This is a genomic window from Coprococcus sp. RTP21281st1_F1_RTP21281_210402 (assembly GCF_040915325.1).
GTDB classification, from domain to species: domain Bacteria; phylum Bacillota; class Clostridia; order Lachnospirales; family Lachnospiraceae; genus Coprococcus; species Coprococcus aceti.
Window position 1 is genome coordinate 263,631 of the sequence record NZ_JBCPDQ010000005.1, and the last position, 24,767, is coordinate 288,397.

Genomic DNA, 24,767 nt, shown 5'->3' on the forward strand with positions numbered 1-24,767 from the left:
ATACCTCGACTTCTTCGCAGGAATAGCGGTAAGCAGCGCGGGAAATGCCAACAAGAAGGTTGCAAAGGCCATAGCTGACCAGGCGGCAAATGTAATACATGCATCAAACTATGCATATACACTTCCAATGATCCTCCTTGCAAAGAAGGTGTGTGACACCATAGGCATGGAGAAGATCGTGTTCCAGAACTCAGGAACAGAGGCAAATGAAGCCATGATCAAGATGGCTAGAAAGTACGGCGTGGACAATTACGGACCGGACAGATATAAGATCGTGACAGCGAAGAACAGCTTCCACGGAAGAACATATGGTGCACTGTCGGCAACAGGCCAGCCTGATTCGGCCTGCCACAAGGGATTTGCACCACTCCTTCCGGGATTCACATATGCAGAGTATAACAACCTTGAGGACTTCAAGAGCAAATGCGATGAGAACACCATAGGAATCATGGTAGAGCCTGTACAGGGCGAGGGTGGTGTATACCCTGCAGACCCTGAGTTCCTTAAAGGACTTCGTGAGTTCTGTGATGAGAAGAACATGCTCCTCATGTTCGACGAGGTTCAGACCGGATGGGGAAGAACCGGAGACATCATGGCATATATGACATATGGCGTAAAGCCTGACATGGTATCCATGGCAAAGGCCATCGGGGGCGGTATGCCTATAGGCGCGATGTGTACAAGCACCAAGATAGCAGCAGCATTTACACCTGGTGCCCACGGTTCAACATACGCAGCCAACCCTGTGTGTTGTGCAGCGGCGCTTGCAGAGATAGATGAGATATTGGATAACAAGCTCTACGAGAATGCAAAGGAAGTAGGAGCATACTTCATGGAGGAACTCAAGGCACTTCCTTGTGTCAAGGAGATCAGAGGACGTGGTCTTCTTATAGGCGTTGAGTTCAACAAGCCTATCGCATTTGAAGTAAAGCACAGAGCGTTTGAGAACAAGCTCCTCATAACAGCGGTAAGAGACAGCATCATAAGGATCGCACCTCCACTTATCGTTAAGAAGGAGCAATGTGACGAGGCTGTTAAGCTGCTCATCAAGTCTGTGACAGAAGCACTGCAGGAGCAGTAATACAGCGTGATCATATAGCAGAATAAGCATGAATCATAAAAGTAATATAGGAGACCATAATGGGAAGAAGTAAAGAAGAGATGGAGGGTGTGACCCTCCTTGGAAATAAAGACGTAAAGTACAGCATGGACTATGCACCAGAGATGCTCCAGACATTTGACAACAAGCATCCGGACAACGACTACTTTGTAAAGTTCAACTGTCCTGAGTTCACAAGCCTCTGTCCGATCACCGGACAGCCTGACTTCGCAACGGTGTACATATCATATGTGCCGGGCGAGAAGATGGTGGAGAGCAAGTCGCTGAAACTGTATCTGTTCAGCTTCAGAAATCACGGAGACTTCCATGAGGACTGTATGAACATCATCATGAAGGATCTCATAAAACTGATGGATCCAAAGTACATCGAGGTGTGGGGCAAGTTCACACCGAGGGGAGGAATCTCCATAGACCCGTACTGCAATTACGGCAGACCGGGAACAAAGTGGGAGGAGGTTGCCTGGAACCGTCTGGCAAACCACGACCTCTACCCTGAGAAAGTTGACAATAGATAATTGGGTCTGAGCAGCACGCACGGACGGATAGGAGAATCATAATGGCGGATTACAGAGAGACTGTGGATTATATATTGGGTATTCCGCTTTTTGCACAGAAGATTGGCAAGGAGAACCTTTCCAGTCTTTTGTGCCGTTTGGGGAACCCTGAGAAGGCTGTTCCTGCGATACATGTGGCGGGAACCAACGGCAAGGGCAGCACATGCCGCGCTCTGGCGCAGATGCTTGCAGCCCGGGGATACAGAGTGGGATTGTTCATATCACCCCATCTCGTGTCCATAAACGAGAGAATACAGATAAATGGTACAAATATATCCGATGACGATTTTGTGTCGGCATTTGAGACCGTAAAGGGGCAGTTCATGGAGCACCCTTCGTTCTTCGAGGTCATGTTTGCCATGGCGGCGGTGTATTTCAGACAGCAGAAGTGTGACTTTGCCGTATACGAGACAGGAATGGGCGGAAGACTGGATGCGACAAATGTCCTGACGCCGGAGCTTACGATCATCACGTCGGTGGGAATGGATCACATGGAGTATCTTGGCGACACGATAGAGAAGATAGCTTATGAGAAGGCAGGCATCATCAAGCCGGGTGTTCCGGTGATATATTTCAGGCGGGATGAGGCGGCTGCGCGGGTCATAGAAGATACTGCCAAAGAGCGTGGAGCGGACATAATTCCGGTCGAAAAATCAGATTATATAATAAATCATTTGGGGAACAAAACCATTGATTTTTCATTGCATAATCGGTATTATAGTTATTGCAATTTACAGATACAGAAGACATCACTGTACCAGGTGGAGAATGTCAGCCTTGCCGTGACAGCATTCAGGATGCTCATGGAGAGGCGGAATGTACCGGAACAGGATATAGAGAAGACCGTGAGGAATGCACTCCTGCAGTTCTACTGGGAGGGCAGGATGGAGGAGATAGCTCCCCATATATATGTGGATGGTGCCCACAATGTGGAGGCTGTAAATGCATATATAGAGACCATGAACAGGCTTCATGGGGAATATGACAAGATACTGGTATTTGCGGCGGTGAAGGATAAGGAGTATGACTCCATGATACATTTGCTTGCCGGAAATATTACGTTTGGCAGGATAATAGTCACAAGCGTTGACAGCAGCAGAAAGGCGGATTCCGCAAAGCTGGCGGAGATATTCTCGGCGTGTACGGATACTCCGGTCATGGTCAGCGATGAGATTGACGATGCCATGGATATGGCAGTGGAGCTCAGAGGAGACAGAGAGAATACCAACATATACTGCGTTGGTTCCCTGTATCTGGTGGGCGGTGTCAAGAGATGGAGGAACAGACATGATCAATTTTGATGAAGAGATAAAGAGGTTTAAGCCGGCACTTGAACTTGACCAGGCAGAGGATGCAATATACAACAATGATCTCAAGGACATCATGGATGTCATGCAGGAGATGATGAGGGTTGCAAAGGAAGCAGAGAAGTAAAGAACACAGATTGGTCGGGAGATTAAGATATGGCAGATGTACTGAATTGTAAGCACTGCGGTGGAGCGATAGCCGTCACAGGCTACTGTACCAGGTGCGGACTGAAGATAGATTACGTGAACAAGGCTCTCAACTCGTCAAAGTACTATTACAACATAGGGCTTGATAAGGCGAGGGTCAGGGATATGTCAGGTGCGGAGGAGGCGCTCAAGCTGTCTCTGAAGTATGACAAGATGAATATAGATGCCCGGAACCTTCTTGGACTGGTGTACTATGAGACCGGAGAGATAGTTCAGGCGCTCAGCCACTGGGTAGTGAGCGTGAATTATTTTGACGGCAAGAATGTCGCCAAGAGATACATCAAGGAGATAAAATCCAACCCACACAGGCTGGAGGCGGTGAACAATGTAACCAGAAAGTATAATCAGGCGCTGGTATATGCGAAGCAGGGCAGCAAGGATCTTGCCTTTATACAGCTCAGAAAGGTACTTTCCGACAACAGCAGATTTATACAGGGGTACCTGCTCCTTGCACTTCTGTTCATCGACGAGGGAAGATATGACAAGGCTCGCAAGGCACTCAAGCGTGTCATCAAGATAGACAGGACAAATCCAGTGGCGGTCAGATATTTCAATGAGATGGGCCACACTGATGAGGAGATCATGAACTTCAGGGATTATCCGCAGGAGGACTACGATGTGGATTCTCTGTTCGTGGATGACCAGAAGAAGCTCATAGCTGGCAACAGCGAGGTGGATTTTGATGGGGATCCGATTCCGGTTGGAAGATACAAGGACATCAATTTCTACAAATATTCCATCGCTTATATCATAGCGGGAGTTGTTCTGGGACTTGCGGCCATGTGGACGCTCATCATCCCGCACAGGGATAAGGCAGCTGACAATTCAGAGAGAGACCTGAAGGTTACATTCAGTCAGGAGATAGCGGATAAGAACGTGGCCATATCGGAGCTCCAGTCACAGGTGGACAGCATGACCACCAAGCTCACAAATGCTGAGACTGAGGCGAAAAACCTTCAGACACAGATAGATAAGTATGGCGATTACGCTTCACAGGTTCTGTCGGATGACAATAAGGCAAGGGTACAGTCAGCGATCTATAAGTACGAGACCATGACATATGAGGCTGCCATAGATGATCTGAACAGAGTCCTTCAGGATACACCTAACAGCGATGTGGCACTGTTCTACAAGGCGATGTGTTATCTGAAGCTTTCTGATGATAACAATGCCACACTGGTATTTAACCAGCTTGTTGAGAACTGTCCGAACTCCGTATACTACACGGTTGCGTGTGATTATGCGGATGAAGATGCCATACAGGCGGGACTTGAAAAGAAGAATTCTGCAAGTACAGCCAGCACGAACACGGGCGACGGAACAGATACAACCGACAGATCAAGCACAGGTGACGAAACAGGTACGACCGACAGCACGGACACAGGTGACGGAACAGATACAACCGACAGCTCGTATACAGGTGATGGAACGGATACGACCGACAACACGTATACGGATGATGGAACAGGCACCATCGACAATACGTATACAGGTGACGGAACAGACACGACCGACAGTTCGTATACAGGCGATGGAACAGATACAACTGACGGACAGTAACGAAAGACAGAAAGACATATAAAAAGATTATAATTTATAGAAGGCACAAAAGAGACGGATAAGGATTAACCGTTTCTTTTGTGCCTTTTATTTTGTGACAGGGGGATTGAAGATGAATATCTACGAGAAAATGGGGGATACTATAATCGTATATATGCCCAGAGAGGTGGATGATTATGCGGCGGTGAAGATGACCGCAGGGATAGACGGAGTATTTGCCGAGGAGGTGGTGAGACATGCCATATTTGATTTTGGCAGGACAACGTTCATGGACAGCTCGGGGATAGGACTTATAACGAGAAGGTACAGACAGCTCCACGACAGAGGGGGAAGCGTTGGGGTGATAAATGTAAATGCGAGAATGGACAGGATACTGCTTATGTCCGGTATATACAGGATCGCGACAAGGCTGGACAGCGGTGTCCGGGATGAGGCTGAGGATTGGACAGATAAAATATAGATAACGAGGAGAATGGTATGGATAAGAACAGATTGATCATGGAATTTGGCTGTGATGCCCGGAATGAGGCTGTGGCGAGAGTCGTGGTGGCGGCTATGCTGACGAGGACAAATCCGACACTCAGTGAGGTGGAGGATGTCAAGACGGCGGTGTCGGAGGCTGTCACGAATTCGATAATACACGGATATGGATCCGGGGAGGGAAGCATAATCCTGGAGGCATACATAGAGGAGCGCACCCTGTACATAACGATCACAGATCACGGCTGCGGCATAGAGAATGTCGACAGGGCAATGGAGCCGCTTTACACCACTGTCACGGACGGAAGCAGATCGGGCATGGGATTTTCATTTATGGAGGCTTTCATGGATGAGCTAAAGGTAGAATCCCGCGTGGGTGAGGGAACCGTGGTAAATATGAAGAAGATAATAGGAAAAAGTCAGGAGATATATTGATGGCGGATAATCATCGTTTGCTTGAACTTGCAAAAGATGGAGACAGAGATGCCAGAGATAAACTTGTGACGGACAATATGGGACTGGTGGTCAGCGTTGCCAGAAGATATGTGGGGAGAGGACAGGAACTTGAGGATCTTATACAGATAGGGCTTATAGGCCTTGTAAAGGCCATAGACAGGTTTGATATGGACTATGAGGTAAAACTGTCCACGTATGCGGTTCCACTCATTCAGGGGGAGATTAGACGCTTTCTCAGGGATGACGGAATGGTGAAGGTCAGCAGAAATCTTAAAACGATATACTACAGGGCAGACAGATACAGACACGAGGTCGAAAAAAACAGAGGGACTGAGCCGGGAATGGAGGAGATATGTGAGGCTATAGGAGCGACTCCTGAAGAGCTTGTGATGGCGATGGACGCGGCATCGGATGTGACATGCATAGATGATCTTCACGCGGAGATGTGCGGCACGGAAGATGGAGACCGCATCGTGGACAGGCTGTGTGTATCGCAGCTTCTGGACACGCTCACGCCGGATGAGAGAAAACTTGTGGTGCTGAGGTATTTTCAGGACAAGACGCAGGGACAGACAGGGCAGATCCTTGGCATGAGCCAGGTGCAGGTGAGCCGGCTTGAGAAAAAGATACTCGGAAGACTCAGATGGAAAATATTGGAGTAATATCAGCCATATACATGGACAGACTATTCTTAGAATATAAGAACAGGGGACATGTATATGGCTGAACTTTTGTATTTGAAACTGTCGGAGAGCTGTCTGGCGGAGAAGCGAAAAGTCAAAATAAAAGATGTGGCGACGGTGCTGAGCCCGAATCCCGATATAAAATACGGCGTGGAGAAGCTGGAGCTCATGAGCTTTTCCGGAAGCAAGGAGCAGCAGGTCATATCGGTGATGTACATTCTGCAGGTGATACAGGAGCACTACCCGGACTGCCAGACACAGACCATAGGGGCAACGGACGTGGTTGTGTATTACAGGACATATGACACCAGCGACAAAGTAAAGCAGTTCTTCAAATTCCTGATGATATGCTTCATCGCATTTTTCGGAGCAGGCTTTTCCATCATGTCGTACAACTCGGATGTCAATATGGTTGGACAGCTTGACGTCATGCACAACATATTTGTGGGGCAGGGCAGGGATGCCTATCCTGTGGCGGGAATAGCATATTCCCTGGGGCTCTTCATCGGTATAATCGTATTTTTCAATCACGGTGCAAAGAAAAAATTCTCTGATGATCCTACACCGCTTCAGGTTCAGATGAGACAGTATGAACAGGAGGTCAACCAGACAGTCATAACGGATGCCTCCAGAAAGAAGGCGGAGAGAGATGCTGATTAGATACGCTATGCTTGCCATAGCCTGCTTTGCCAGCGGTGTGGCCATATCGGGCGGGTATTTTGCATTTATATCCATGATAGGAATATTCCCAAAGCTTCTTGAGAAGGTAAAGGGGGCAAGGCATTATCTGTTCATAGAGTGTCTGCTGGCATATGGTGCGGCACTGGCAAATCTGATATATGTATTCAAAATATCGGTTCCGGTGACATGGGTGGGATATACCATCATATGTCTGTTCGGAGGGATATTTGTGGGATGCCTGGCGGGGGCACTTACGGAGGTGCTGAATGTCATTCCAATCGCAGCCAGAAGATTCAGTGTGAGAAGGAATTTCCCTTATGTCATATACGGCCTTGCTGCGGGAAAACTGGTAGGCTCGGTGCTGAGTGTAGTTCTGGGCATGTGATAAAGTCAAAATTATTTTGTGTGAAATGGAGGTATTTGTTATGAAGTTTGAACCTACAGAGAGCGATTACAATGAATATGTGGAGCTTGTGACACCCACATCAAGCGTTCCGAGAAACTGCCTGTGGGCGTTTCTTGTGGGAGGCGTGATCTGCACGATAGGGCAGGGGATATTTGACCTGCTGGTACACTTCGATGTGAAGGAAGACGAGGCGTATGCGTATGTATCGCTGATACTCGTCCTCGTAAGTGTCATCCTCACAAGTCTGAATCTCTACAAGAAGATAGCAAAGTACGGCGGTGCCGGAGCACTTGTGCCGATCACAGGATTTGCAAATGGTGTGTGTGCGCCCATAGTGGAATTCCAGACTGAGGGTGAAGTGTTCGGAAAGGGCGTGAAAGCGTTCACCATAGCGGGGCCTGTTATACTGTACGGTATATTTACAAGCTGGCTGCTCGGTGTTATATATTGGATAGTCTCAATATGGTGAAATGGGGTTTATTAAATTAAAAATCAACATATTTTCCCCACATCGGTTGACAATATTTGAAAAAATAACATAATGAGTATAGATTTGGACAAAAGAAGAAAGACAGGAGAAATGCTGACATGAAGAGGCTAATGACAGTCAATCTGGCACCTGAGCAGAAGAGTGCAGTACAGGATATATGCAGTGACATAGGTGCGGAGTGCGTTGACATTCAGAGAAAGCATTATGGTATGAAGGTCGGAAGTCTGTGCGACACGGCTGACATATCTGGCTGTGGAGATGAGACCGGACAGACGGAAGATCTCAGTATGGATATGCTCATATTTGACGGAGTGAGCAGCAAAGAACTTGATATATTTCTTGAAAGGTATAAGAAGACCGGGCTTCCGGCAGTAAGGCTGAAGTCGGTAGTGACACGGAGCAACAGGGAGTGGACTGTACAGCAGCTCTACTCGGAGCTTGCAAAGGAATATCTATTCTACAGGATGAGGGGAATGTAGATGGCAGACGAAAGAAGAAACGGACATACAACTGAAAATAGACTTGCGCAGAACAGGCAGAGAGCTTCAGGACGTTCAGGACGGCGTGCATCTGAGCAGTGGAGGAAGAGACAGCAGCGATACAGAGTGATAAGCTGGATACTCACGGCGGTGTTCATGGTGATATTTTATGCGCTAATATGTGCGTGTGTGGGCAACAGAAAGCTGTACAAAAAGACCACCATAAACGGATTAGACGTTGGCGGAATGAAATCTGCGGAGGCGGCAAAGAGCATAAATGACCAGTTCAGACGCGATTACAGCAGTGTGGGCATACAGGTGAAGCTGGATGACAAGACTTACACCCTGGATGTGTCGGCGGCGCTGGATATGGATTCTGAGAAGTCTGTGCAGAAGATACAGGATGACTCACACAGCTTCTGGAGAAGAGGCTATGGGCTTCTGGAATCATGGACACTTGGAAGCAGCTATGATATTTATCCATATATAGGCGACAGCGGCATCATAACGACCGCCATCGAGAGCAGTGATATGATGAAGGTCGATCTGGATATAGAGGATGGATACAGGATAGAGGACAAGAACCTCATTGTGACAAAGGGAAAGGGCAGCTACAGGATAGACACAGACAAGCTGGTAACCCGCATAAAGAAGCAGATAGCAAAAGGAGACTATGGCACTGTGGTGGAATGTCCTGTCGTGTCTGCTGACGTGGATCTGGACGAGGTATACAAAAAGGTACATTGTGAGCCGCAGAATCCAACGCTTGACCCTGACAAGAACTACGAGGTAGTTGAGGCCAAGGACGGTGTGGACTTTGATCTGGAGGCGGCAAAGAAGAGCCTTGAATCTGCCAAGAAGGGAACGGATGTGAGCATCCCGCTCACATACACCCCGGCGGATATGAGTACGGAAGAATACAGGAAGCTGCTGTTCAGAGACGAGATGAGTTCATACAGCACAGAGGTTGAGGGTTCAGAGAACAGAAAGACAAATGTCAAGCTGGCGGCGCAGTATTGCGATGGAACCATACTCATGCCGGGAGAGTCATTTTCATATAACCTCGGAGTCGGAGAGCTCACCGAGGAGAGAGGCTTCCTTCCGGGCCCATCATATGCTGACGGACAGTCAGTCATGGACATGGGCGGTGGAATATGTCAGGTGTCATCCACCATGTACATGGCGTGCCTGTATGCGAATCTCGAGATAGATGAGAGACATTGTCATCCATACCCTTCATCGTATGTTCCTGCGGGACTTGACGCCACTGTGGCGTGGGGCGGATGTGACTTTGTATTTACAAATGACACGGATTACCCGATAAAGATAAGCACAAGCTACGATGGATATTCCACATCATGTACGATATGGGGCACCATCACGGAGCCGTTCAGCGTGGAGCTCTACACGGAGACCGTTGAGACAGAGCCATATGAGACCAAGTATGAGCTGGACAAGAGTCTTGGCAAGGATGAGCAGGTGCTTGACACAGTGGGAATAGAGGGCCTTACAGTGCAGTCCTACAGAAGAGTGTATGACGGCGATGGAAATGTCATATCGGACAATCCTGAGGCGATAAGCGTGTACTCTAAGCGTGACGAGGTGTACAAGGTAGGAAAGCTTCCAAAGGACAAGGATAAAGACAAAGATAAAGACAAAGATAAGGATCAGAACAAAGATAAGAGTGACAGCTCAGACACAGATAAGAAGACGACTGAGTCTGAGTAAGATACTCAGGAAGAGTAGCTGCCGGCTACTCCTCAATGTCGTCTGAGTCGTCCTCCCTGATCCTTATAAGGCCTTCCAGGAATCCCGGTTCCTTGGTCTTTATCTCCTGGTTGGTGTAGAGATTGACATAGTGAGGGCGGAGCTTGGAGTAGATGATCTTCTGCTCGTTGTACAGGCTGTAATAGCCGGACAGCATGTAGCTGACGGCACATCCTATGGTGAACAGAAGTATTCCGTGCGCTCCGAACAGCTCTATGCTCAGGAACAGAGATGTAAGAGGACAGTTTACCACGCCACAGAAGAAGCACACCATTCCGAGGGCAGCGGCAAAGCCCGGGTCGAGTCCCATGAGTCCACCCATGGCGCATCCAAATGTGGCACCGACGAAGAACGATGGAACGATCTCACCGCCTCGGAATCCACAGCCTATTGTTATGGCGGTGAACAGCGCCTTGAGAAGGAAAGCCGTTGGTTTTGCCTCTCCGTTGAGCGCCTGGGCGATGATGTTCATACCGGTTCCGTTGTAGTCGGTGGTGTTGAGTATTATGTTGAGCAGGACGAGCATCACGCCTCCTGCAAATACGCGCACATACTGGTTCTTGAAATATTTGCGGAAAAGCTTGTGCACAACGTTCATGAATATACAGAACAGACTGCTGAGCACTGCGCACAGGATAGCCAGACCGATGACCTTGATCACCAAAGGCACATCCATGGATGTCGGCATGCCGGCTATATTGTAGTGGTCGTGTACAACGTGAAGCTTTTTCGTTATTGCGTATGCGATGACTGACGAGAACAGACAAGGCACAAATGCGCAGTAGTAGAGGATGCCGATACTTATGACCTCCATACTGAAAAGTGCAGCCGTTATTGGCGTTCCAAACAGTGCCGAAAAGACAGCGCTCATACCGCACAGTGTGAGTATGTGCTTGTCGCTGTCATCCAGCTTGAACAGCTTGCCTATAGAGACACCGATGCTTCCACCTATCTGAAGGGCGGCACCCTCCCGGCCGGATGAACCTCCAAAGAGGTGTGTAATGACCGTCGATATGAAGATCAGCGGAGCCATACGGGAAGGAATCTCGTCCTCCACACTTCTTATGGAACCGATGACAAGATTGGTTCCCTTGGAATGTCTTATTCCACAGATCCTGTATATAAATACGATCACGATTCCCGCAAGCGGCAGAAAATATATTATCATATGATTGTTCTCACGGAAGCCGGTGGCGTACTCTACGCATATATGAAAAGCTGTTCCGACAAGCCCGCATATCGTTCCCATTATCAGTGAAAAAACTATCCATTTGAAAAAAGTCGTAGCATATCTGACACATCTGCTAAAACAGTTTACCCAGTATTCCTTTGTAAATTCCACGGCGATTCTCCATTCCTTTTTCTTTGTAAAGCAACTTTAGTAATGTTAAAGCAAATAAATGAATTTGTCCAGTGCTGAGATTAACAAAAACTACCATTATAATCTGCAGTGCATAAGGGAATTATAGTAACAGTTACATTTATCCATATAAGGGAGTTGCATGATATGAATGAGAAAAAAGGAAAACAGAGCATAAAATTTGGCAATCCCCCATATATACTGGGGGCAGCAGCGGTGGCGGGGCCGAAGGAGATAGACGGCCCCATGGCGAGATATTTTGACAGAGTGAGCGAGGATGCAACATTTGGCAAAGATTCCTGGGAGGAAGGAGAGAGCGAGATGGTGCGTCAGGCGGTGACCCTTGCCATACAGAAGGCGGGAATAGTCAAGCAGGATATAAGGTATATATTTGCCGGGGATCTGTTGGGACAGCTCATAGCGTCGACATTTGGAATCAAGGATATGGAGATACCGGTGTTCGGTCTGTATGGTGCGTGCTCGACGTGCGGGGAGGCATTGTCGCTTGCGTCCATGACTGTGGCGGCGGGGTATGCGGACAACGTCATTGCGGAGGCGTCAAGCCACTATGGAAGTGCGGAGAAGCAGTTCCGTTTTCCCTTGGAATATGGAAATCAGCGTCCCCTGTCAGCTACCTGGACGGTCACGGGAAGTGGTGCCTTTGTGGTGTCAGACAGAGAGTCAGATGTGTGTATCCAGGGCGTAACCACAGGGCAGATAGTGGACTATGGTGTGAAGGATTCCCTCAACATGGGAGCGTGCATGGCACCAGCGGCGGCTGCCGTTATATATCAGAATCTTCAGGACTTTGGAATAAAGCCCACATACTACGACAGGATAATAACCGGTGATCTCGGTAAGGTCGGCAAGACGATACTTGAGGATCTTCTGAGCATGAACAATGTGGATATATCGGCAAATCATATGGACTGCGGTATAGAGATATTTGAAAACGAGGAACAGGATACCCACTCTGGCGGATCGGGCTGTGGCTGCTCGGCGACCGTCCTCGCCGGATATATATTGAAGAAGGTGAGCTCCGGGGAGTGGAAGAGAGTTTTGTTTGTTCCGACGGGAGCCCTGCTTTCCACGGTGAGCTATAACGAGGGGCAGACCATACCGGGGATCGCCCATGCGGTCATGATAGAGTATCACGAAAAGAAAGGTGAGTAGATGTAAATGGATTATGTAAAAGCGTTTGTGGTTGGCGGAATAATATGTGTTCTTGCCCAGATATTGATGGACAAGACCAAGCTTCTTCCGGGAAGGATAATGGTCATACTCGTCTGTACGGGAGTTGTGCTTGGAGCGCTTGGAATATACAAGCCGCTTCTGGAATTTGCACAGTGCGGGGCATCGGTGCCGCTCACGGGATTTGGATATAATCTGTGGAAGGGCATAACTGAGGCGGTTGATAAGGATGGATTTATCGGACTGTTCCGCGGAGGCTTTCAGATGGCGGCGGTTGGAAGCTCGGCCGCACTGATATTTGGATATATTGCATCGTTGATATTCAAGCCGAAGATGACAAAATAGAATAGAAGACAGGCATGATATAAAAAGCCCCATCATACATTGAATTGTATGATGGGGCTTTCCGTCATTGAGTTGTATCGGTTGAATCATCCGAGCTTGGTTCCTCGGTTGTGGTTATCTCTGTTGAAGAGGTAGGTTCCTCTGACGTAGGTTCCTCGGTTGTAGGTTCCTCAGTCGTTGTAGGCTCCTCCGTTGTTGTATCATCCGTTGTATCCTCCGATGTATCCTCGGTTGTCGTTGTTGCCTTGGTAGTTTTCTTTGTATCCTTCTTCTTGCCGTGGATGTTACAGTGCTCCTTGAGGAGTGATTCATCCCATGTGTAACCCTCAAGAACATATTCACCATCATCATTCAGCTTGTAGATGAAGGTTGTAGTCTCAGGACATTCCTTGTTGGCAAGCATGTGTGATTCGTTACATACGACAACCTTCTTGACACCTGGACAGTACTTTGTAGGAATCTTGGATGCGTCAAAGTAATCTGTTACGGTAGGACATCCATTCGATGGAAGAAGTCCTGTATCCGAACATACAGTGGCCTGTACGATTCCGTCCGGCATCTCAAATGTAGCCGATGTATCAAGTCCCTTCTTCTCAATGACCTGATCCATGATATCTCTCCACATATAGCACTTGATAGAACCAGGGCTGTATGTGATGTTCTCATCATTTCCAAGCCATATAGAAGCTGTGTAGTATGGGTTATAACCACAGAACCAGTTATCAAAGTCTCCTGATGTGGTACCTGTCTTACCTGCTGTATACATACCTGTGTAAGAGTTGGCACCTGAACCGGTACCTCCTGTTACAACGTCGTGCATGGCACTTGTGAGAAGCCATGCTGTCTGCTCTGATATGACACGTGTCTTCTCAGGCTCCCTGTTGTCTATCAGAAGATTGCCTTCATGGTCGTAAACCTCTGAGTAGAACACAGGCTTTATATAATTACCACCGTTGGCGATGGTTGCATATGCAGCTGTGATCTCTAGGTTGGTAATACCATTTGTCAGACCACCAAGTGCAAGTGACTGGTTGATATCTGACAGGATGAGACCATCGCTGTCTGTCTTTCTCTCAACAAGAGTTGTAAATCCAAGCTTCAGCAGATAGTCATATGCGAGCTGTGGAGTTACGTCTGTGATACACTTTACAGCTATGATATTCATAGACTCCATGATAGCATATCTTATAGTTTTAGGTCCCCAGTATCCGCCGTACCAGTTAAATACCTGATTACCATTCTCATAGTAGTAAGGTGCATCATCGTATACGGTGGCAAGAGACATGTTGCACGCGTCCAGTGCAGGAAGGTATGTGGCAACTATCTTGAAGCAAGAACCAGGCTGTCTGGTAGCCTCAGTTGCACGGTTGAATGATCTGTTCTCAGTTTTCTCTCCACGGCCTCCGACAAGTGCCTTGACCTGACCGGTGTTCTGGTCCATGAGAGTGAATGATACCTGTGGCTGTATGACAAGCTTGAATGTCTCCATGAAGACTTCGTCGCCGGTCTCGGCAACCATGGCATCCCTGAACTCGTCAGCCGCTGCACGGGCATCATCCTCGCTGTAATATCTTGCGCTGTAGTCGTAGCCCTCCTGCTCTGTGAACCAGCTCTCAAGATTCTCCACGCTGTAGTTCGTCTGAACCTTTGTCTCCTTATCCGCAAGGGTGAGAGCGTAGTTGAGCTGATATACAGGCTCAGGCCAGTAGGATGTATCATTTACAACTGAGTCAGCGATCTCCTGGATCTCAGGATCCTGACAAACGATGACCTTGAGTCCGCCTGACCAGATCAGTGACTCTGCCTCGTCCTCTGAGTAGCCCTTGGCAACCAGATCATTCTGAAGCTGCTTGATGACCTCGTCAGTGTAGTAGGAGTTGACCTCTGTCTTCTGCTGCTTTTCTTCCTTCTTAGATACGGAAGCGATACGCTTGTAAACGTTATCGTTTATAGCCTCGTCATACTGCGCCTGTGTTATATACTCAAGATCCAGCATGTATTTAAGAACCTGGGTCCTTCTGGTCTTGTTGTCGTCAGGCGACAGGAGAGGATCGTATTTGGTAGGGTTCTGCGGAATTGCTGCGAGCACGGCACACTCAGATACCGATAACTGGCTGAGCCCCTTGCCGAAGTAAGTCTTGGCAGCGGTCTCAACACCGTAGCAGCCTTCTCCGAGATATATGGTGTTCAGATAATACTCGACTATCGACTTCTTGTCGATCTTCTTCTCCATATCCACAGCCAGGTACTGCTCCTGAACCTTACGCTCAAGCTTATCCAGGAAAGTTGACTCATTCAGTCCGACGTTGAACACGTTGTTCTTGATAAGCTGCTGTGTAAGAGTGGAAGCACCCTCATCGAAGTCTCCGCTTTTGAGACCCTTTATAAATGCTCTGGCGATACCCTGTACATCGATTCCGTTGTGCTCCCAGAAACGTCTGTCCTCTATAGCGACAAATGCATTCACAAGATCCTCAGGAATAGAGTCGTAATACACATACTCTCGGTTGGAGTTGGAATTGGCAAGTGTCGTGATCTCCTTTCCATTCTGGTATACAAGAGTTGTCTTGTATCCCTTAGGTATGAGAGCGTCAGCGTTGATGTTCGGCGTATCATCCAGAATACCCTTGAGGGCTCCAAATCCGGCTCCGACACCGACTATCACAATGGCGAGCACCAGCACCAGTATAATCTTAAACACAGAAATGTTAAGCTTACGCCGGTTTCTTGGAAGCTTGGATACCAGCTCCTTCTGAGCCTTCACCGCTCCCTTCTTAGTAAAATCCATAAAAAGACCTCCTTAAAACCTGGGGGATAGATCCCCGCTATTTAATTGTAAAAGTAAATTCTAAATAAGGGCAGACTACTGCCGTTAATATACACTTCAAATTAGTATATCAAATAACAGTATAATAATAAAGAAAAAAATATTGCAACAAAACAAAAATTAATAAACGTGAACGAAAAAATCAGAAAGAGTAAATTGACAACGGTATGATTCAAAAGCATAATAAATATAAAAAAGTGCAGAATAAACAGGAGAAGATATATGTTTGCATCAATAGACGAAGCGGTTGAATACTGGAAGGACGAGCTGTCATATGTGGACGACGCAAAGGTGACAGGATATGTGGGAGGCTACCCGGTGGTGGAATTTACCATCAACAAAGCCGCCTGGGGACTTGTTAAGGACAAGAAGAAATTTGGAAGGATCGTAAGATCATCAGAGATGGAGGGCGGAATAGAAGTCGGTGTGTCGACATGCTTTTATCAGACGGCATCCCTGGAGTGGGAGCCACCTGTCCTCAGGGTGTGCGGATATCCTGAAGTGATCAACAGAATACTTGGCAAGGTAATGTAAGATTTACCGTGGAATGCCCCGGCGGATACATAAAAATGCATCCGCCGGGGTATTTTATTATACATGTAATGGGTTATGTAAGGAGGACGCATATGAACAGGGAGATACGTACGGATCTTGCGATAGAGCTCAGAGAAAATGTAGCCGACAGGAGAAATATGCCTGGGGTCAAGGTGAAGACGGTGGTGAATGAGGACAGGAGCATCAAGACCACCACCATAACGGTGCTGGATGAGATAGGGGAGAAAAATCTGGGAAAGGCAAAGGGACAATATATAACGATAGAGTGTTCCAAGCTTAAGGAATATGAGGAGTCCATACATGAACCTCTGAGGGCGGAGCTTGAGGGCAGACTCAGGGAGCTCATGGGGCATGCGAGAAATATACTGGTGGTCGGACTTGGCAACAGGCAGGTCACCCCGGATTCCATAGGCCCGCTGGTCATAGACAATCTGTATGTGACAAGGCACCTGGACACTCCGGGAAAGCCAGATCTGGTCATGAGTGCCATATGTCCGGGAGTCATGGCACAGACCGGAATAGAGACTGTGGATATAGTCAGGGGAATATGCGATGAGATAGACGTGGAGATCGTGGTTGCAATAGACGCCCTGGCGGCCAGAAGCAGCAAGAGACTCGGATGCACCATCCAGCTCACGGATACAGGTATAAGCCCCGGCTCCGGTGTCGGCAACAACAGAAAGACACTGAGCTCAGACAACCTTGGCAGACGCGTGATCGCAGTCGGTGTTCCGACAGTCATCTCCGTTCCATCCATCATAGACGATTCGCTGGATGAGGTGGCTGATGCATTTAACGAGACCTACGGGCGCAGGATCATGAGGGAGTTCACGGAGAAGCAGAGATACCAGATAGCGTGCAATCTTCTGGACGAGGATATGGCGGATATGTTCGTGACCCCGAAAAATATAGACGAGCTAGTGCGCCGCATCAGCTTTACGATATCTGAGGCGATAAATGCCATAGCGATGTAGAGAAAAATACAGGGAATCATTTGGCACGTACACTCATATATTTGAATAATGGATAACAGAGGCCATAGCATATTCAAAAGGGGTGGAAATATATGTCGGACAGAAAGCTTCATACGAAGACTGTGTATATACTTGCGTGGGTGATTCTGGTGTGCGCGGGGATATTGATAAGGACAGGGATAGCTGATGATGTGTGGAAGCTGGTGTACCGTGGGATATATGGCAGCTCTTCAGGAGATGCAGGCGGGAGCATATACAGCCCCGGTGCGGCTGAGCCGGATGTGTACTGTTACATGGATTACTGGGAATCCCAGGTCAGGGAGGTGTGCGAGGAGGGCAGGACATACCAGACGGAGGATGCGGATTCCGAAGGCGAGGCATCATCGCAGGCGGAGACTTCAGAGACTTCTGCGCCTGCCAGCACTGAGACCACAGAAGCTACGCAGAGATCCGCTGATGCCAGGACAGTGTCGGCCATGGCGGATATAACGAGCTCTTATATAGGTATGGACGCAGATACACTCCTTTCATATTGTTATAACGCCACATACCCTAAGTGCGTCAAAAAAGACGAGCTGGATGCGGAAAATCTGCTCGGCAAAGATCTGTCGCTGGATATGGACACGGGCGGATACAAGGTTCTGATATATCACACCCACGGCTCTGAGGCATTTGCGGACTCAAGACCGGGCGAGGTTGACGACACGGTGATAGGACTTGGCAACCGCCTGGCGGAGATACTCACGGATACATATGGCATACCGGTGTACCACGACACCATGGCATATGACATGATGACAGGGGTTCTTGACAGGAACGCTTCCTATGATTATTCGAGGGAAGGTGTGTCACAGATACTTAAGGACAATCCTGAGATAGAGGTCATCATAGATCTCCACAGGGATGGTGTGCCGGATGACACACATCTGGTTACAGATGTGGATGGAAAGCCCACAGCACAGATCATGCTGTTAAATGGTATGTGCCGTGACGAGGATGGCAACGATGTGGACTATTGGAGCAATGACAACAAGGTCGACAACATGGCATTTGCACTTCAGACCTATCTGGCGGGCAGGGCAAATTACGGCGACATGATGCGCAAGATATACATAAGTACGAGCCGGTACAACATGGATCTCATGCCGCACGCCATGCTGGCTGAGATAGGCGCACAGACTAACACGGTGGAGGAGGAATACAACGCCATCGAACCATTTGCCGCAATGCTTGCAAAGGTGCTCCTGAAGTGAGGATTAAGTGGCATATTGCCACTTGCAGTTATATGCTCATACATGTTATATTAACGTCAAATGCGAGTAAGACAAGTATAAGAATAAAAGAGCCTGCGCATACAAGGCGCGGGACATAGATAAGGATGTGAAGACATGGAGCATTTAGACCAGTCAAAGATAAGAAATTTCTGTATAATAGCGCATATAGACCACGGTAAATCAACACTTGCCGACAGGATCATAGAGAAGACCGGAACTCTGACCAGCAGGGAGATGCAGAATCAGGTTCTTGACAATATGGATCTTGAGAGGGAGCGTGGAATCACCATCAAGGCACAGTGTGTCAGGATCGTGTACAATGCCAATGATGGACAGGAGTACATATTCAATCTCATAGACACTCCGGGACATGTGGATTTCAATTATGAGGTATCTCGAAGTCTGGCAGCCTGTGAGGGAGCCATACTTGTGGTTGATGCCGCACAGGGCATAGAGGCGCAGACCCTGGCGAATGTATACCTGGCGCTGGATCATGACCTTGATGTCATGCCGGTCATCAACAAGATAGACCTTCCGTCAGCAGATCCGGAGAGGGTCGTGAACGAGATCGAGGATGTCATTGGAATAGAGGCACAGGATGCCCCAAGGATATCGGCAAAGAATGGAATTAATATAGAAGAAGTGCTTGAACAGGTCGTGAAGAAGGTGCCGGCACCGCACGGTGACCCTGAGGCTCCACTCAAGGCACTTATATTCGACAGTCTGTATGACTCCTACAAGGGAGTTATCATATTCTGCCGATTATTTGACGGCTGCGTGAAGAAGGGAACCACCATAAGGATGATGGCCACCGGAGCTGAGGCTGAGGTGGTTGAGGTCGGAATATTTGGAGCGGGAAGATTTGTCCCATGTGATGAGCTGTCAGCCGGTATGGTTGGTTACATAACAGCCAGCCTTAAGAATGTACAGGATACCACAGTGGGAGATACAGTCACACAGGCGGACAGGCCATGTGACGAGGCACTTCCTGGATACAAGAAGGCACAGCCTATGGTATACTGCGGACTCTATCCTGCGGATGGAGCAAAGTATCCGGATCTCAGGGATGCCCTTGAGAAACTTCAGTTAAATGATGCGGCGCTCAGCTTTGAGCCGGAGACATCCATAGCACTGGGCTTTGGTTTCCGATGTGGTTTCCTTGGACTGCTTCACCTTGAGATAGTTCAGGAGCGACTGGAGAGGGAGTTCAATCTTGATCTGGTAACCACAGCGCCAGGCGTTGTATATAAGGTACATACCACAGATGGGAATGTGATAGAGCTCACCAATCCGTCGAATCTGCCGGATCCATCCACCATAGAGTACATGGAGGAGCCATTTGTCGATGCGGAGATCATGGTCACAACAGAGTATGTGGGTGCCATCATGCAGCTCTGCCAGGAGAGACGAGGCGTGTACAAGAGCATGGAGTACATGGAGGAGACAAGAGCGCTTCTCAAGTACGACCTCCCACTGAACGAGATCATATACGATTTCTTTGATGCACTTAAGTCGCGTTCAAGGGGCTATGCTTCATTTGACTATGAGATGAAGGGCTATGTCCGCTCAGAGCTTGTGAAGCTGGACATCCTTATCAATAAGGAAGAGGTCGATGCACTCTCATTTATCATACACAAGGATACAGCGTATGAAAGGGGCAGAAAGATGTGCGAGAAGCTCAAGGACGAGATCCCGAGACATCTGTTCGAGATCCCGATCCAGGCGGCCATAGGCGGCAAGGTAATAGCCCGCGAGACAGTCAAGGCCATGAGAAAGGATGTCCTTGCCAAGTGCTACGGCGGAGATATATCCAGAAAGAGAAAGCTCCTTGAAAAGCAGAAGGAAGGAAAGAAGCGAATGAGACAGGTGGGCAATGTGGAGATACCACAGAAGGCATTTATGTCTGTCCTGAAGCTTGATGAGGAATAGAAAAGACCGGGAACACAGTGACACGGTTATATTAAATAAGAAATAATAGAATCGTAGAAAAGCCGTTAATGAGAGCATTCTGACAGGAGCATTCTTAGTAGCGGCTTTTTTCATGCGGTGACGATATTTGAAATAAAAAGGAAGGATACTAATGATAGATATAATAAATACCGAAAATTCAGATCGGGATTTCGGCGATGCAAATAATGACGAAGTTTTAGAGTCATATGAGAAGAAGCCGCTCAGCATATACATACATATCCCATTCTGTGTGAAGAAATGTGCATACTGCGACTTCCTGTCATTTCCGGTGGGGGCAGCCTGCATGTCGGGATATGGAGTGTACCGTGAGAAATACATCGAAGCCCTGTGCGAGGAGCTGAAAAGCTACTCGTATTTGGCGGAGACCCACAAGGTCAGGACAATATACATAGGAGGCGGAACCCCATCCATACTGGAGCCGGACGAGATCACACTTGTAATGACGACGGTGAGGAAGCTGTTCGATGTCGCAGAGGATGCGGAGATAAGCATAGAGGTAAATCCGGGCACCCTGACCAGCCGTAAGGCAGCAGAATATATAGCAAATGGCATAAACAGGATGAGCATAGGCCTTCAGTCCGCACAGAAAAATGAGCTGGAAGCTCTGGGCAGGATACACAATTATGACCAGTTCCTCGCCGCATTTGACATGGCTAGGGAGGCCGGATTTCGCAATATAAATATAGACCTGATGTCAGACATACCGGGACAGACCATGAGGTCATATCTGGACACCCTTGACAAGGTATTAAGGTGTAAGCCGGAGCACATATCGTCCTACAGCCTCATAGTGGAGGACGGAACTCCTCTGGCAGCAGATGAGAACCTGCTGTCACAGATCCCGGATGAGGACGTGGACAGGCAGATGTACGACATAACAAATAAGCTCTTAGGCACCGGCGGCTACCACAGATACGAGATATCCAATTACGCCAAAGCTGGCTACGAGTGCAGACATAACATAGTCTACTGGACCCTCGGGGAATACATAGGAATCGGAATCGGAGCAGCGTCCTTCCTGTACGGCAGACGCTACACCAACACATCCAGTCTGGAAGACTACATAGACGGCATGGCAAGACACAGGGAGCTCATGACATTCGGAGATCACGTCGCAAATTCGGGTAAGGCAAGAGATATAATAGAACACATGCGCAATGTGGAAGAAGAACTTGACGCAGACAGGCTGATGGAGGAATATATGTTCCTCGGCCTGCGTATGATATCCGGTGTGAGTGCAGAAAAATTCAACGACTACTTTGGACACTCCATCTACGACATATACGGCTCCGTCATAGATAAATACAAGTCCACCGGCCACCTCGAAGATGACCACGGCCTGATCCGCCTCACAAAAAAAGGCATCGACGTAAGCAACACGATCCTGGCGGACTTCTTAATAGAATAATACTGGCACGACCGTCCTTCAAAACATAAAAAAAACACAAAAACATTCGTTATTTTGTTGACAAAAGGGGGCGGCAGTGTTAGATTATGTTTAGTGGTTAGCACTCGGATATGTTGAGTGCTAATAAGACTAAAAGCAAAAAGGAATGAGAGTATGGAACTTGACGAGAGAAAAGTCAGAATTCTAAAAGCGATCGTTTCGAATTACCTGGAGACTGGAGAGCCCGTTGGATCGAGAACCATTTCCAAGCTGGCCGACATGAATGTCAGCCCGGCTACCATAAGAAATGAGATGTCAGATCTTGAGGACATGGGTTTTATATGCCAGCCACATGCATCGGCAGGAAGAGTTCCGACGGATGCAGGTTACAGGTTTTATGTTGACAGCATCATGGCAGACAGGAATGAAGAGAAAGCAGAGAATCAGACAGAGAGAGAGAATCTGCTGCAGAGAGTTGATAAGCTTGAGAAGCTTCTCAAGCAGGTGGCAAAGGTGCTTGCGACTAACACTCAGTACGCAACACTGGTTACGATGCCACAGTACAACAACACAGTAAAGTTCATCCAGTTGTCACAGGTTGATGAGACCACATTGCTGGCGGTCATCATGGTTGATGGCAATATAGTCAAGAATAAGCTGATCAAGACGACGTACAGCCTGAAGAATGAAGATATTTTAAAATTTAATATTCTGCTAAATACCTTCCTTCAGGGCGCGGCACTTCAGGATATCAATCTTGAACTTATACAGACCATGAAGGTTCAGGCAGGTGAATATGCAGAGATCCTTGAGACGATATTCCAGGGAATCATGGAGGCGATCCATGAGGCCGATGATCTCAAGGTTTATACCAGTGGAGCAACGAATGTACTCAAGTACCCTGAGTTGGCGAACACGTCATCCGCAGAGAAGCTGCTCGGAACACTGGAAGACATAGAGGACAAAGAAGAATTTGCAAAACATGTGGAGGATGTGATCCAGCAGGACAGCGACATACAGATCCTGATAGGACAGGAGAACAGCGATGAAAACCTGAAGGACTGCTCCCTTGTAACAGCAACATACAAGATGCCGGAGGGCGCAAAAGGAACGATAGGAATAATCGGACCGAAGAGGATGGATTACAAGAAAGTTGTGAGCATGCTCAAGGAACTCACCGGAGAGCTTGATGACATATTTAACAACAATGGATAGACAGATAAGATTATAACGATGAATAGGAGGATATGTAATGGCTGATAGCAATAACAGTACTGCATCCGACAAGAAGGTTAAGACAGAGCAGACAGCAGCCGAGACCATAGTTGGAGATGCTTCAGCAGAGATAAAGGATGGCGTTGAGTCAGAAGTCAAGGTCGATGAGACCATTGACGTTCCGGAGGAGCAGGCAGAGGCTGCAAAGCCACAGCATGTTGCAAAGGAGAACAGACGTGGAGGCAAGGCTCTCCGTGAGGAGAACGAGAAGCTCAAGGAACGCTGTAAGGATGCAGAGACAAAGTACACAAGACTTCTTGCGGAGTGTGAGAACATCCGCCAGAGAAATGAAAAAGAGTCAGGCAAATTGTACGACATAGGTGCAAAGGGAGTTCTTGAGAAGCTTCTTCCTGTGGTAGACAATTTTGAGAGAGCAATGGCAGCCATTCCTGATGAGGATAAGGACAGACCATTCGAGTCGGGAGTTGCAAATATATATAAGCAGCTTATGACGTCATTGGAAAGCATAGGTGTAAAGCCTATGGATTGCGCCGGGGAACAGTTTGATCCTACATTCCACAATGCAGTGATGCATGTAGAGGATGACAACTACGAAGAGAATGTAATCGTTGAAGAGATGCAGAAGGGTTACATGTACAAGGATCAGGTGCTGAGATTCAGCATGGTAAAGGTTGCAAACTAAATTTCATAAGAAGGGCCCACGGAGTGGGAGATTTCTTAATATTGTAAATTTTTTTTCTAGGAGGAAAAGACAATGGGTAAGATTATAGGTATTGACTTAGGTACAACAAATTCATGTGTAGCAGTTATGGAAGGTGGTAAGCCTGTAGTTATAGCTAACTCAGAGGGTATGAGAACAACACCTTCAGTAGTAGGTTTCCTGAAGACAGGAGAGAGAGTAGTAGGTGAGCCTGCAAAGCGTCAGGCAGTTACAAACGCAGATAAGACAATTTCATCTATCAAGCGTCACATGGGATCAGATTACAGAGTAGAGATAGATGGCAAGAAGTATTCACCACAGGAGATTTCAGCAATGATCCTTCAGAAGCTGAAGTCAGATGCAGAGGGATACTTAGGAGAGAAGGTTACAGAGGCAGTTATCACAGTTCCTGCTTACTTCTCAGATGGACAGAGACAGGCAACAAAGGATGCCGGTAAGATCGCAGGTCTTGATGTAAAGCGTATCATCAACGAGCCTACAGCAGCAGCTCTTTCATATGGTCTTGACAACGAGCAGGAGCAGAGAATCATGGTTTACGATTTAGGTGGTGGTACATTCGATGTATCTATCATTGAGATCGGTGAGGGTGTCATCGAGGTTCTTGCAACAGCCGGCGATAACAAGCTCGGTGGTGATGACTTCGATAACGCAATTACACAGTATATGCTTGATGAATTCAAGAAGGCAGAGGGCATCGACCTTTCAGGCGATAAGATGGCTATGCAGAGATTAAAGG

At 47.8% G+C, this 24,767-nt stretch carries 25 protein-coding genes; 23 read left to right on the top strand and 2 right to left on the bottom strand.

All coding sequences use genetic code 11. The annotated features are described in order from the left end of the window. From AB5150_RS09090 to AB5150_RS09150, 13 genes are all read left to right on the top strand, one after another. On the top strand, positions 1-1,081 hold a 1,081-nt coding region (locus AB5150_RS09090), incomplete at its 5' end, for an aspartate aminotransferase family protein (RefSeq protein ID WP_368291719.1). Between the two features lie 59 nt (positions 1,082-1,140). Then, positions 1,141-1,635, top strand: coding sequence for a preQ(1) synthase (gene queF, locus AB5150_RS09095; protein WP_015533158.1), 495 nt, complete (start codon positions 1,141-1,143; stop codon positions 1,633-1,635). 41 nt (positions 1,636-1,676) lie between these two features. Further along, entirely contained in the window at positions 1,677-2,975 is a 1,299-nt protein-coding gene (locus tag AB5150_RS09100; RefSeq protein ID WP_015533157.1) for a folylpolyglutamate synthase/dihydrofolate synthase family protein, read from the top strand. Then, positions 2,962-3,108: a hypothetical protein gene (locus tag AB5150_RS09105; protein WP_015533156.1), complete on the top strand. Its 147-nt coding sequence runs from the start codon at positions 2,962-2,964 to the stop codon at positions 3,106-3,108. Before AB5150_RS09100 ends, AB5150_RS09105 begins: the two co-directional genes overlap by 14 nt. A gap of 29 nt (positions 3,109-3,137) precedes the next feature. After that, positions 3,138-4,748 carry a lipopolysaccharide assembly protein LapB gene (locus AB5150_RS09110; protein WP_015533155.1) on the top strand — a complete coding sequence of 537 codons (1,611 nt, stop codon included), beginning with the start codon at positions 3,138-3,140 and terminating at the stop codon, positions 4,746-4,748. A gap of 112 nt (positions 4,749-4,860) precedes the next feature. Then, positions 4,861-5,208: an anti-sigma factor antagonist gene (locus AB5150_RS09115; RefSeq protein ID WP_015533154.1), complete on the top strand. Its 348-nt coding sequence runs from the start codon at positions 4,861-4,863 to the stop codon at positions 5,206-5,208. 17 nt (positions 5,209-5,225) lie between these two features. Continuing rightward, a complete protein-coding gene (gene spoIIAB, locus AB5150_RS09120; RefSeq protein WP_015533153.1) occupies positions 5,226-5,663 on the top strand; it encodes an anti-sigma F factor in 438 nt (145 codons plus the stop codon). Further along, entirely contained in the window at positions 5,663-6,346 is a 684-nt protein-coding gene (locus AB5150_RS09125) for a sigma-70 family RNA polymerase sigma factor (RefSeq protein ID WP_055223915.1), read from the top strand. The genes spoIIAB and AB5150_RS09125 overlap by 1 nt, the downstream gene beginning before the upstream one ends. A 57-nt stretch (positions 6,347-6,403) precedes the next feature. Then, complete coding sequence (locus AB5150_RS09130) at positions 6,404-7,027, top strand: stage V sporulation protein AA (RefSeq protein ID WP_015533150.1); 624 nt, start codon at positions 6,404-6,406, stop codon at positions 7,025-7,027. Next, a complete protein-coding gene (locus AB5150_RS09135) occupies positions 7,017-7,433 on the top strand; it encodes a stage V sporulation protein AB (RefSeq protein WP_349092966.1) in 417 nt (138 codons plus the stop codon). Before AB5150_RS09130 ends, AB5150_RS09135 begins: the two co-directional genes overlap by 11 nt. Positions 7,434-7,473: 40 nt before the next feature. Continuing rightward, on the top strand, positions 7,474-7,923 hold the full coding sequence (locus AB5150_RS09140) for a SpoVA/SpoVAEb family sporulation membrane protein (RefSeq protein ID WP_015533148.1): 450 nt from the start codon (positions 7,474-7,476) through the stop codon (positions 7,921-7,923). A gap of 119 nt (positions 7,924-8,042) precedes the next feature. Next, on the top strand, positions 8,043-8,423 hold the full coding sequence (locus AB5150_RS09145) for a DUF3783 domain-containing protein (RefSeq protein WP_015533147.1): 381 nt from the start codon (positions 8,043-8,045) through the stop codon (positions 8,421-8,423). Then, complete coding sequence (locus AB5150_RS09150; protein WP_368291720.1) at positions 8,424-10,151, top strand: VanW family protein; 1,728 nt, start codon at positions 8,424-8,426, stop codon at positions 10,149-10,151. Between the two features lie 25 nt (positions 10,152-10,176). Here AB5150_RS09150 and AB5150_RS09155 read toward each other — a convergent pair whose 3' ends face one another. Beyond that, positions 10,177-11,532: a chloride channel protein gene (locus AB5150_RS09155; RefSeq protein WP_331473861.1), complete on the bottom strand. Its 1,356-nt coding sequence runs from the start codon at positions 11,530-11,532 to the stop codon at positions 10,177-10,179. A gap of 165 nt (positions 11,533-11,697) precedes the next feature. Here AB5150_RS09155 and spoVAD point away from each other — a divergent pair, with 165 nt between their 5' ends. Together spoVAD and spoVAE are read left to right on the top strand one after the other, a co-directional pair. Beyond that, entirely contained in the window at positions 11,698-12,723 is a 1,026-nt protein-coding gene (gene spoVAD / locus AB5150_RS09160) for a stage V sporulation protein AD (protein WP_368291721.1), read from the top strand. A 6-nt stretch (positions 12,724-12,729) separates the two neighbouring features. Continuing rightward, complete coding sequence (gene spoVAE / locus AB5150_RS09165) at positions 12,730-13,086, top strand: stage V sporulation protein AE (protein ID WP_055144019.1); 357 nt, start codon at positions 12,730-12,732, stop codon at positions 13,084-13,086. A gap of 64 nt (positions 13,087-13,150) precedes the next feature. Here the strand turns inward: spoVAE and AB5150_RS09170 are convergent, their stop codons facing one another. Then, positions 13,151-15,874: a transglycosylase domain-containing protein gene (locus tag AB5150_RS09170; protein ID WP_368291722.1), complete on the bottom strand. Its 2,724-nt coding sequence runs from the start codon at positions 15,872-15,874 to the stop codon at positions 13,151-13,153. A 261-nt stretch (positions 15,875-16,135) separates the two neighbouring features. Here AB5150_RS09170 and AB5150_RS09175 point away from each other — a divergent pair, with 261 nt between their 5' ends. The 8 genes from AB5150_RS09175 to AB5150_RS09210 form a co-directional block, all read left to right on the top strand. Beyond that, positions 16,136-16,447 (top strand): hypothetical protein, encoded by a 312-nt coding sequence (locus AB5150_RS09175; protein ID WP_015533142.1) that lies wholly within the window; start codon positions 16,136-16,138, stop codon positions 16,445-16,447. A gap of 92 nt (positions 16,448-16,539) precedes the next feature. Next, the gene (gene gpr / locus AB5150_RS09180) at positions 16,540-17,442 is read left to right on the top strand and encodes a GPR endopeptidase (RefSeq protein WP_368291724.1); all 903 of its coding nucleotides are present in this window, start codon (positions 16,540-16,542) and stop codon (positions 17,440-17,442) included. 92 nt (positions 17,443-17,534) lie between these two features. Beyond that, a complete protein-coding gene (locus tag AB5150_RS09185) occupies positions 17,535-18,695 on the top strand; it encodes a stage II sporulation protein P (protein ID WP_055279862.1) in 1,161 nt (386 codons plus the stop codon). Between the two features lie 135 nt (positions 18,696-18,830). Continuing rightward, positions 18,831-20,645, top strand: a complete 1,815-nt coding sequence (gene lepA / locus AB5150_RS09190) for a translation elongation factor 4 (RefSeq protein ID WP_015533139.1) — start codon at positions 18,831-18,833, stop codon at positions 20,643-20,645. Positions 20,646-20,796: 151 nt separating this feature from the next. After that, positions 20,797-22,095: a radical SAM family heme chaperone HemW gene (gene hemW / locus AB5150_RS09195; RefSeq protein ID WP_015533138.1), complete on the top strand. Its 1,299-nt coding sequence runs from the start codon at positions 20,797-20,799 to the stop codon at positions 22,093-22,095. A gap of 153 nt (positions 22,096-22,248) precedes the next feature. Beyond that, on the top strand, positions 22,249-23,289 hold the full coding sequence (gene hrcA, locus AB5150_RS09200) for a heat-inducible transcriptional repressor HrcA (protein ID WP_015533137.1): 1,041 nt from the start codon (positions 22,249-22,251) through the stop codon (positions 23,287-23,289). A gap of 37 nt (positions 23,290-23,326) precedes the next feature. Further along, on the top strand, positions 23,327-23,992 hold the full coding sequence (grpE, locus tag AB5150_RS09205) for a nucleotide exchange factor GrpE (RefSeq protein ID WP_368291726.1): 666 nt from the start codon (positions 23,327-23,329) through the stop codon (positions 23,990-23,992). A 72-nt stretch (positions 23,993-24,064) separates the two neighbouring features. Beyond that, positions 24,065-24,767, top strand: a 703-nt coding sequence (locus AB5150_RS09210; protein ID WP_368291727.1) for an Hsp70 family protein, incomplete at its 3' end; no start/stop codon positions are given.

Bases quoted from the DNA above. Each gene is read 5' to 3' on its own strand.
- lepA (WP_015533139.1), top strand. From the start codon at position 18,831: ATGGAGCATTTAGACCAGTCAAAGATAAGAAATTTCTGTATAATAGCG.
- gpr (WP_368291724.1), top strand. From the start codon at position 16,540: ATGAACAGGGAGATACGTACGGATCTTGCGATAGAGCTCAGAGAAAAT.
- grpE (WP_368291726.1), top strand. From the start codon at position 23,327: ATGGCTGATAGCAATAACAGTACTGCATCCGACAAGAAGGTTAAGACA.
- spoIIAB (WP_015533153.1), top strand. From the start codon at position 5,226: ATGGATAAGAACAGATTGATCATGGAATTTGGCTGTGATGCCCGGAAT.
- hemW (WP_015533138.1), top strand. From the start codon at position 20,797: ATGATAGATATAATAAATACCGAAAATTCAGATCGGGATTTCGGCGAT.
- spoVAD (WP_368291721.1), top strand. From the start codon at position 11,698: ATGAATGAGAAAAAAGGAAAACAGAGCATAAAATTTGGCAATCCCCCA.
- AB5150_RS09125 (WP_055223915.1), top strand. From the start codon at position 5,663: ATGGCGGATAATCATCGTTTGCTTGAACTTGCAAAAGATGGAGACAGA.
- AB5150_RS09115 (WP_015533154.1), top strand. From the start codon at position 4,861: ATGAATATCTACGAGAAAATGGGGGATACTATAATCGTATATATGCCC.
- AB5150_RS09130 (WP_015533150.1), top strand. From the start codon at position 6,404: ATGGCTGAACTTTTGTATTTGAAACTGTCGGAGAGCTGTCTGGCGGAG.
- queF (WP_015533158.1), top strand. From the start codon at position 1,141: ATGGGAAGAAGTAAAGAAGAGATGGAGGGTGTGACCCTCCTTGGAAAT.
- AB5150_RS09170 (WP_368291722.1), bottom strand. From the start codon at position 15,874: ATGGATTTTACTAAGAAGGGAGCGGTGAAGGCTCAGAAGGAGCTGGTA.
- AB5150_RS09150 (WP_368291720.1), top strand. From the start codon at position 8,424: ATGGCAGACGAAAGAAGAAACGGACATACAACTGAAAATAGACTTGCG.
- hrcA (WP_015533137.1), top strand. From the start codon at position 22,249: ATGGAACTTGACGAGAGAAAAGTCAGAATTCTAAAAGCGATCGTTTCG.
- AB5150_RS09145 (WP_015533147.1), top strand. From the start codon at position 8,043: ATGAAGAGGCTAATGACAGTCAATCTGGCACCTGAGCAGAAGAGTGCA.
- AB5150_RS09100 (WP_015533157.1), top strand. From the start codon at position 1,677: ATGGCGGATTACAGAGAGACTGTGGATTATATATTGGGTATTCCGCTT.
- AB5150_RS09110 (WP_015533155.1), top strand. From the start codon at position 3,138: ATGGCAGATGTACTGAATTGTAAGCACTGCGGTGGAGCGATAGCCGTC.
- spoVAE (WP_055144019.1), top strand. From the start codon at position 12,730: ATGGATTATGTAAAAGCGTTTGTGGTTGGCGGAATAATATGTGTTCTT.
- AB5150_RS09140 (WP_015533148.1), top strand. From the start codon at position 7,474: ATGAAGTTTGAACCTACAGAGAGCGATTACAATGAATATGTGGAGCTT.
- AB5150_RS09175 (WP_015533142.1), top strand. From the start codon at position 16,136: ATGTTTGCATCAATAGACGAAGCGGTTGAATACTGGAAGGACGAGCTG.
- AB5150_RS09185 (WP_055279862.1), top strand. From the start codon at position 17,535: ATGTCGGACAGAAAGCTTCATACGAAGACTGTGTATATACTTGCGTGG.
- AB5150_RS09105 (WP_015533156.1), top strand. From the start codon at position 2,962: ATGATCAATTTTGATGAAGAGATAAAGAGGTTTAAGCCGGCACTTGAA.
- AB5150_RS09135 (WP_349092966.1), top strand. From the start codon at position 7,017: ATGCTGATTAGATACGCTATGCTTGCCATAGCCTGCTTTGCCAGCGGT.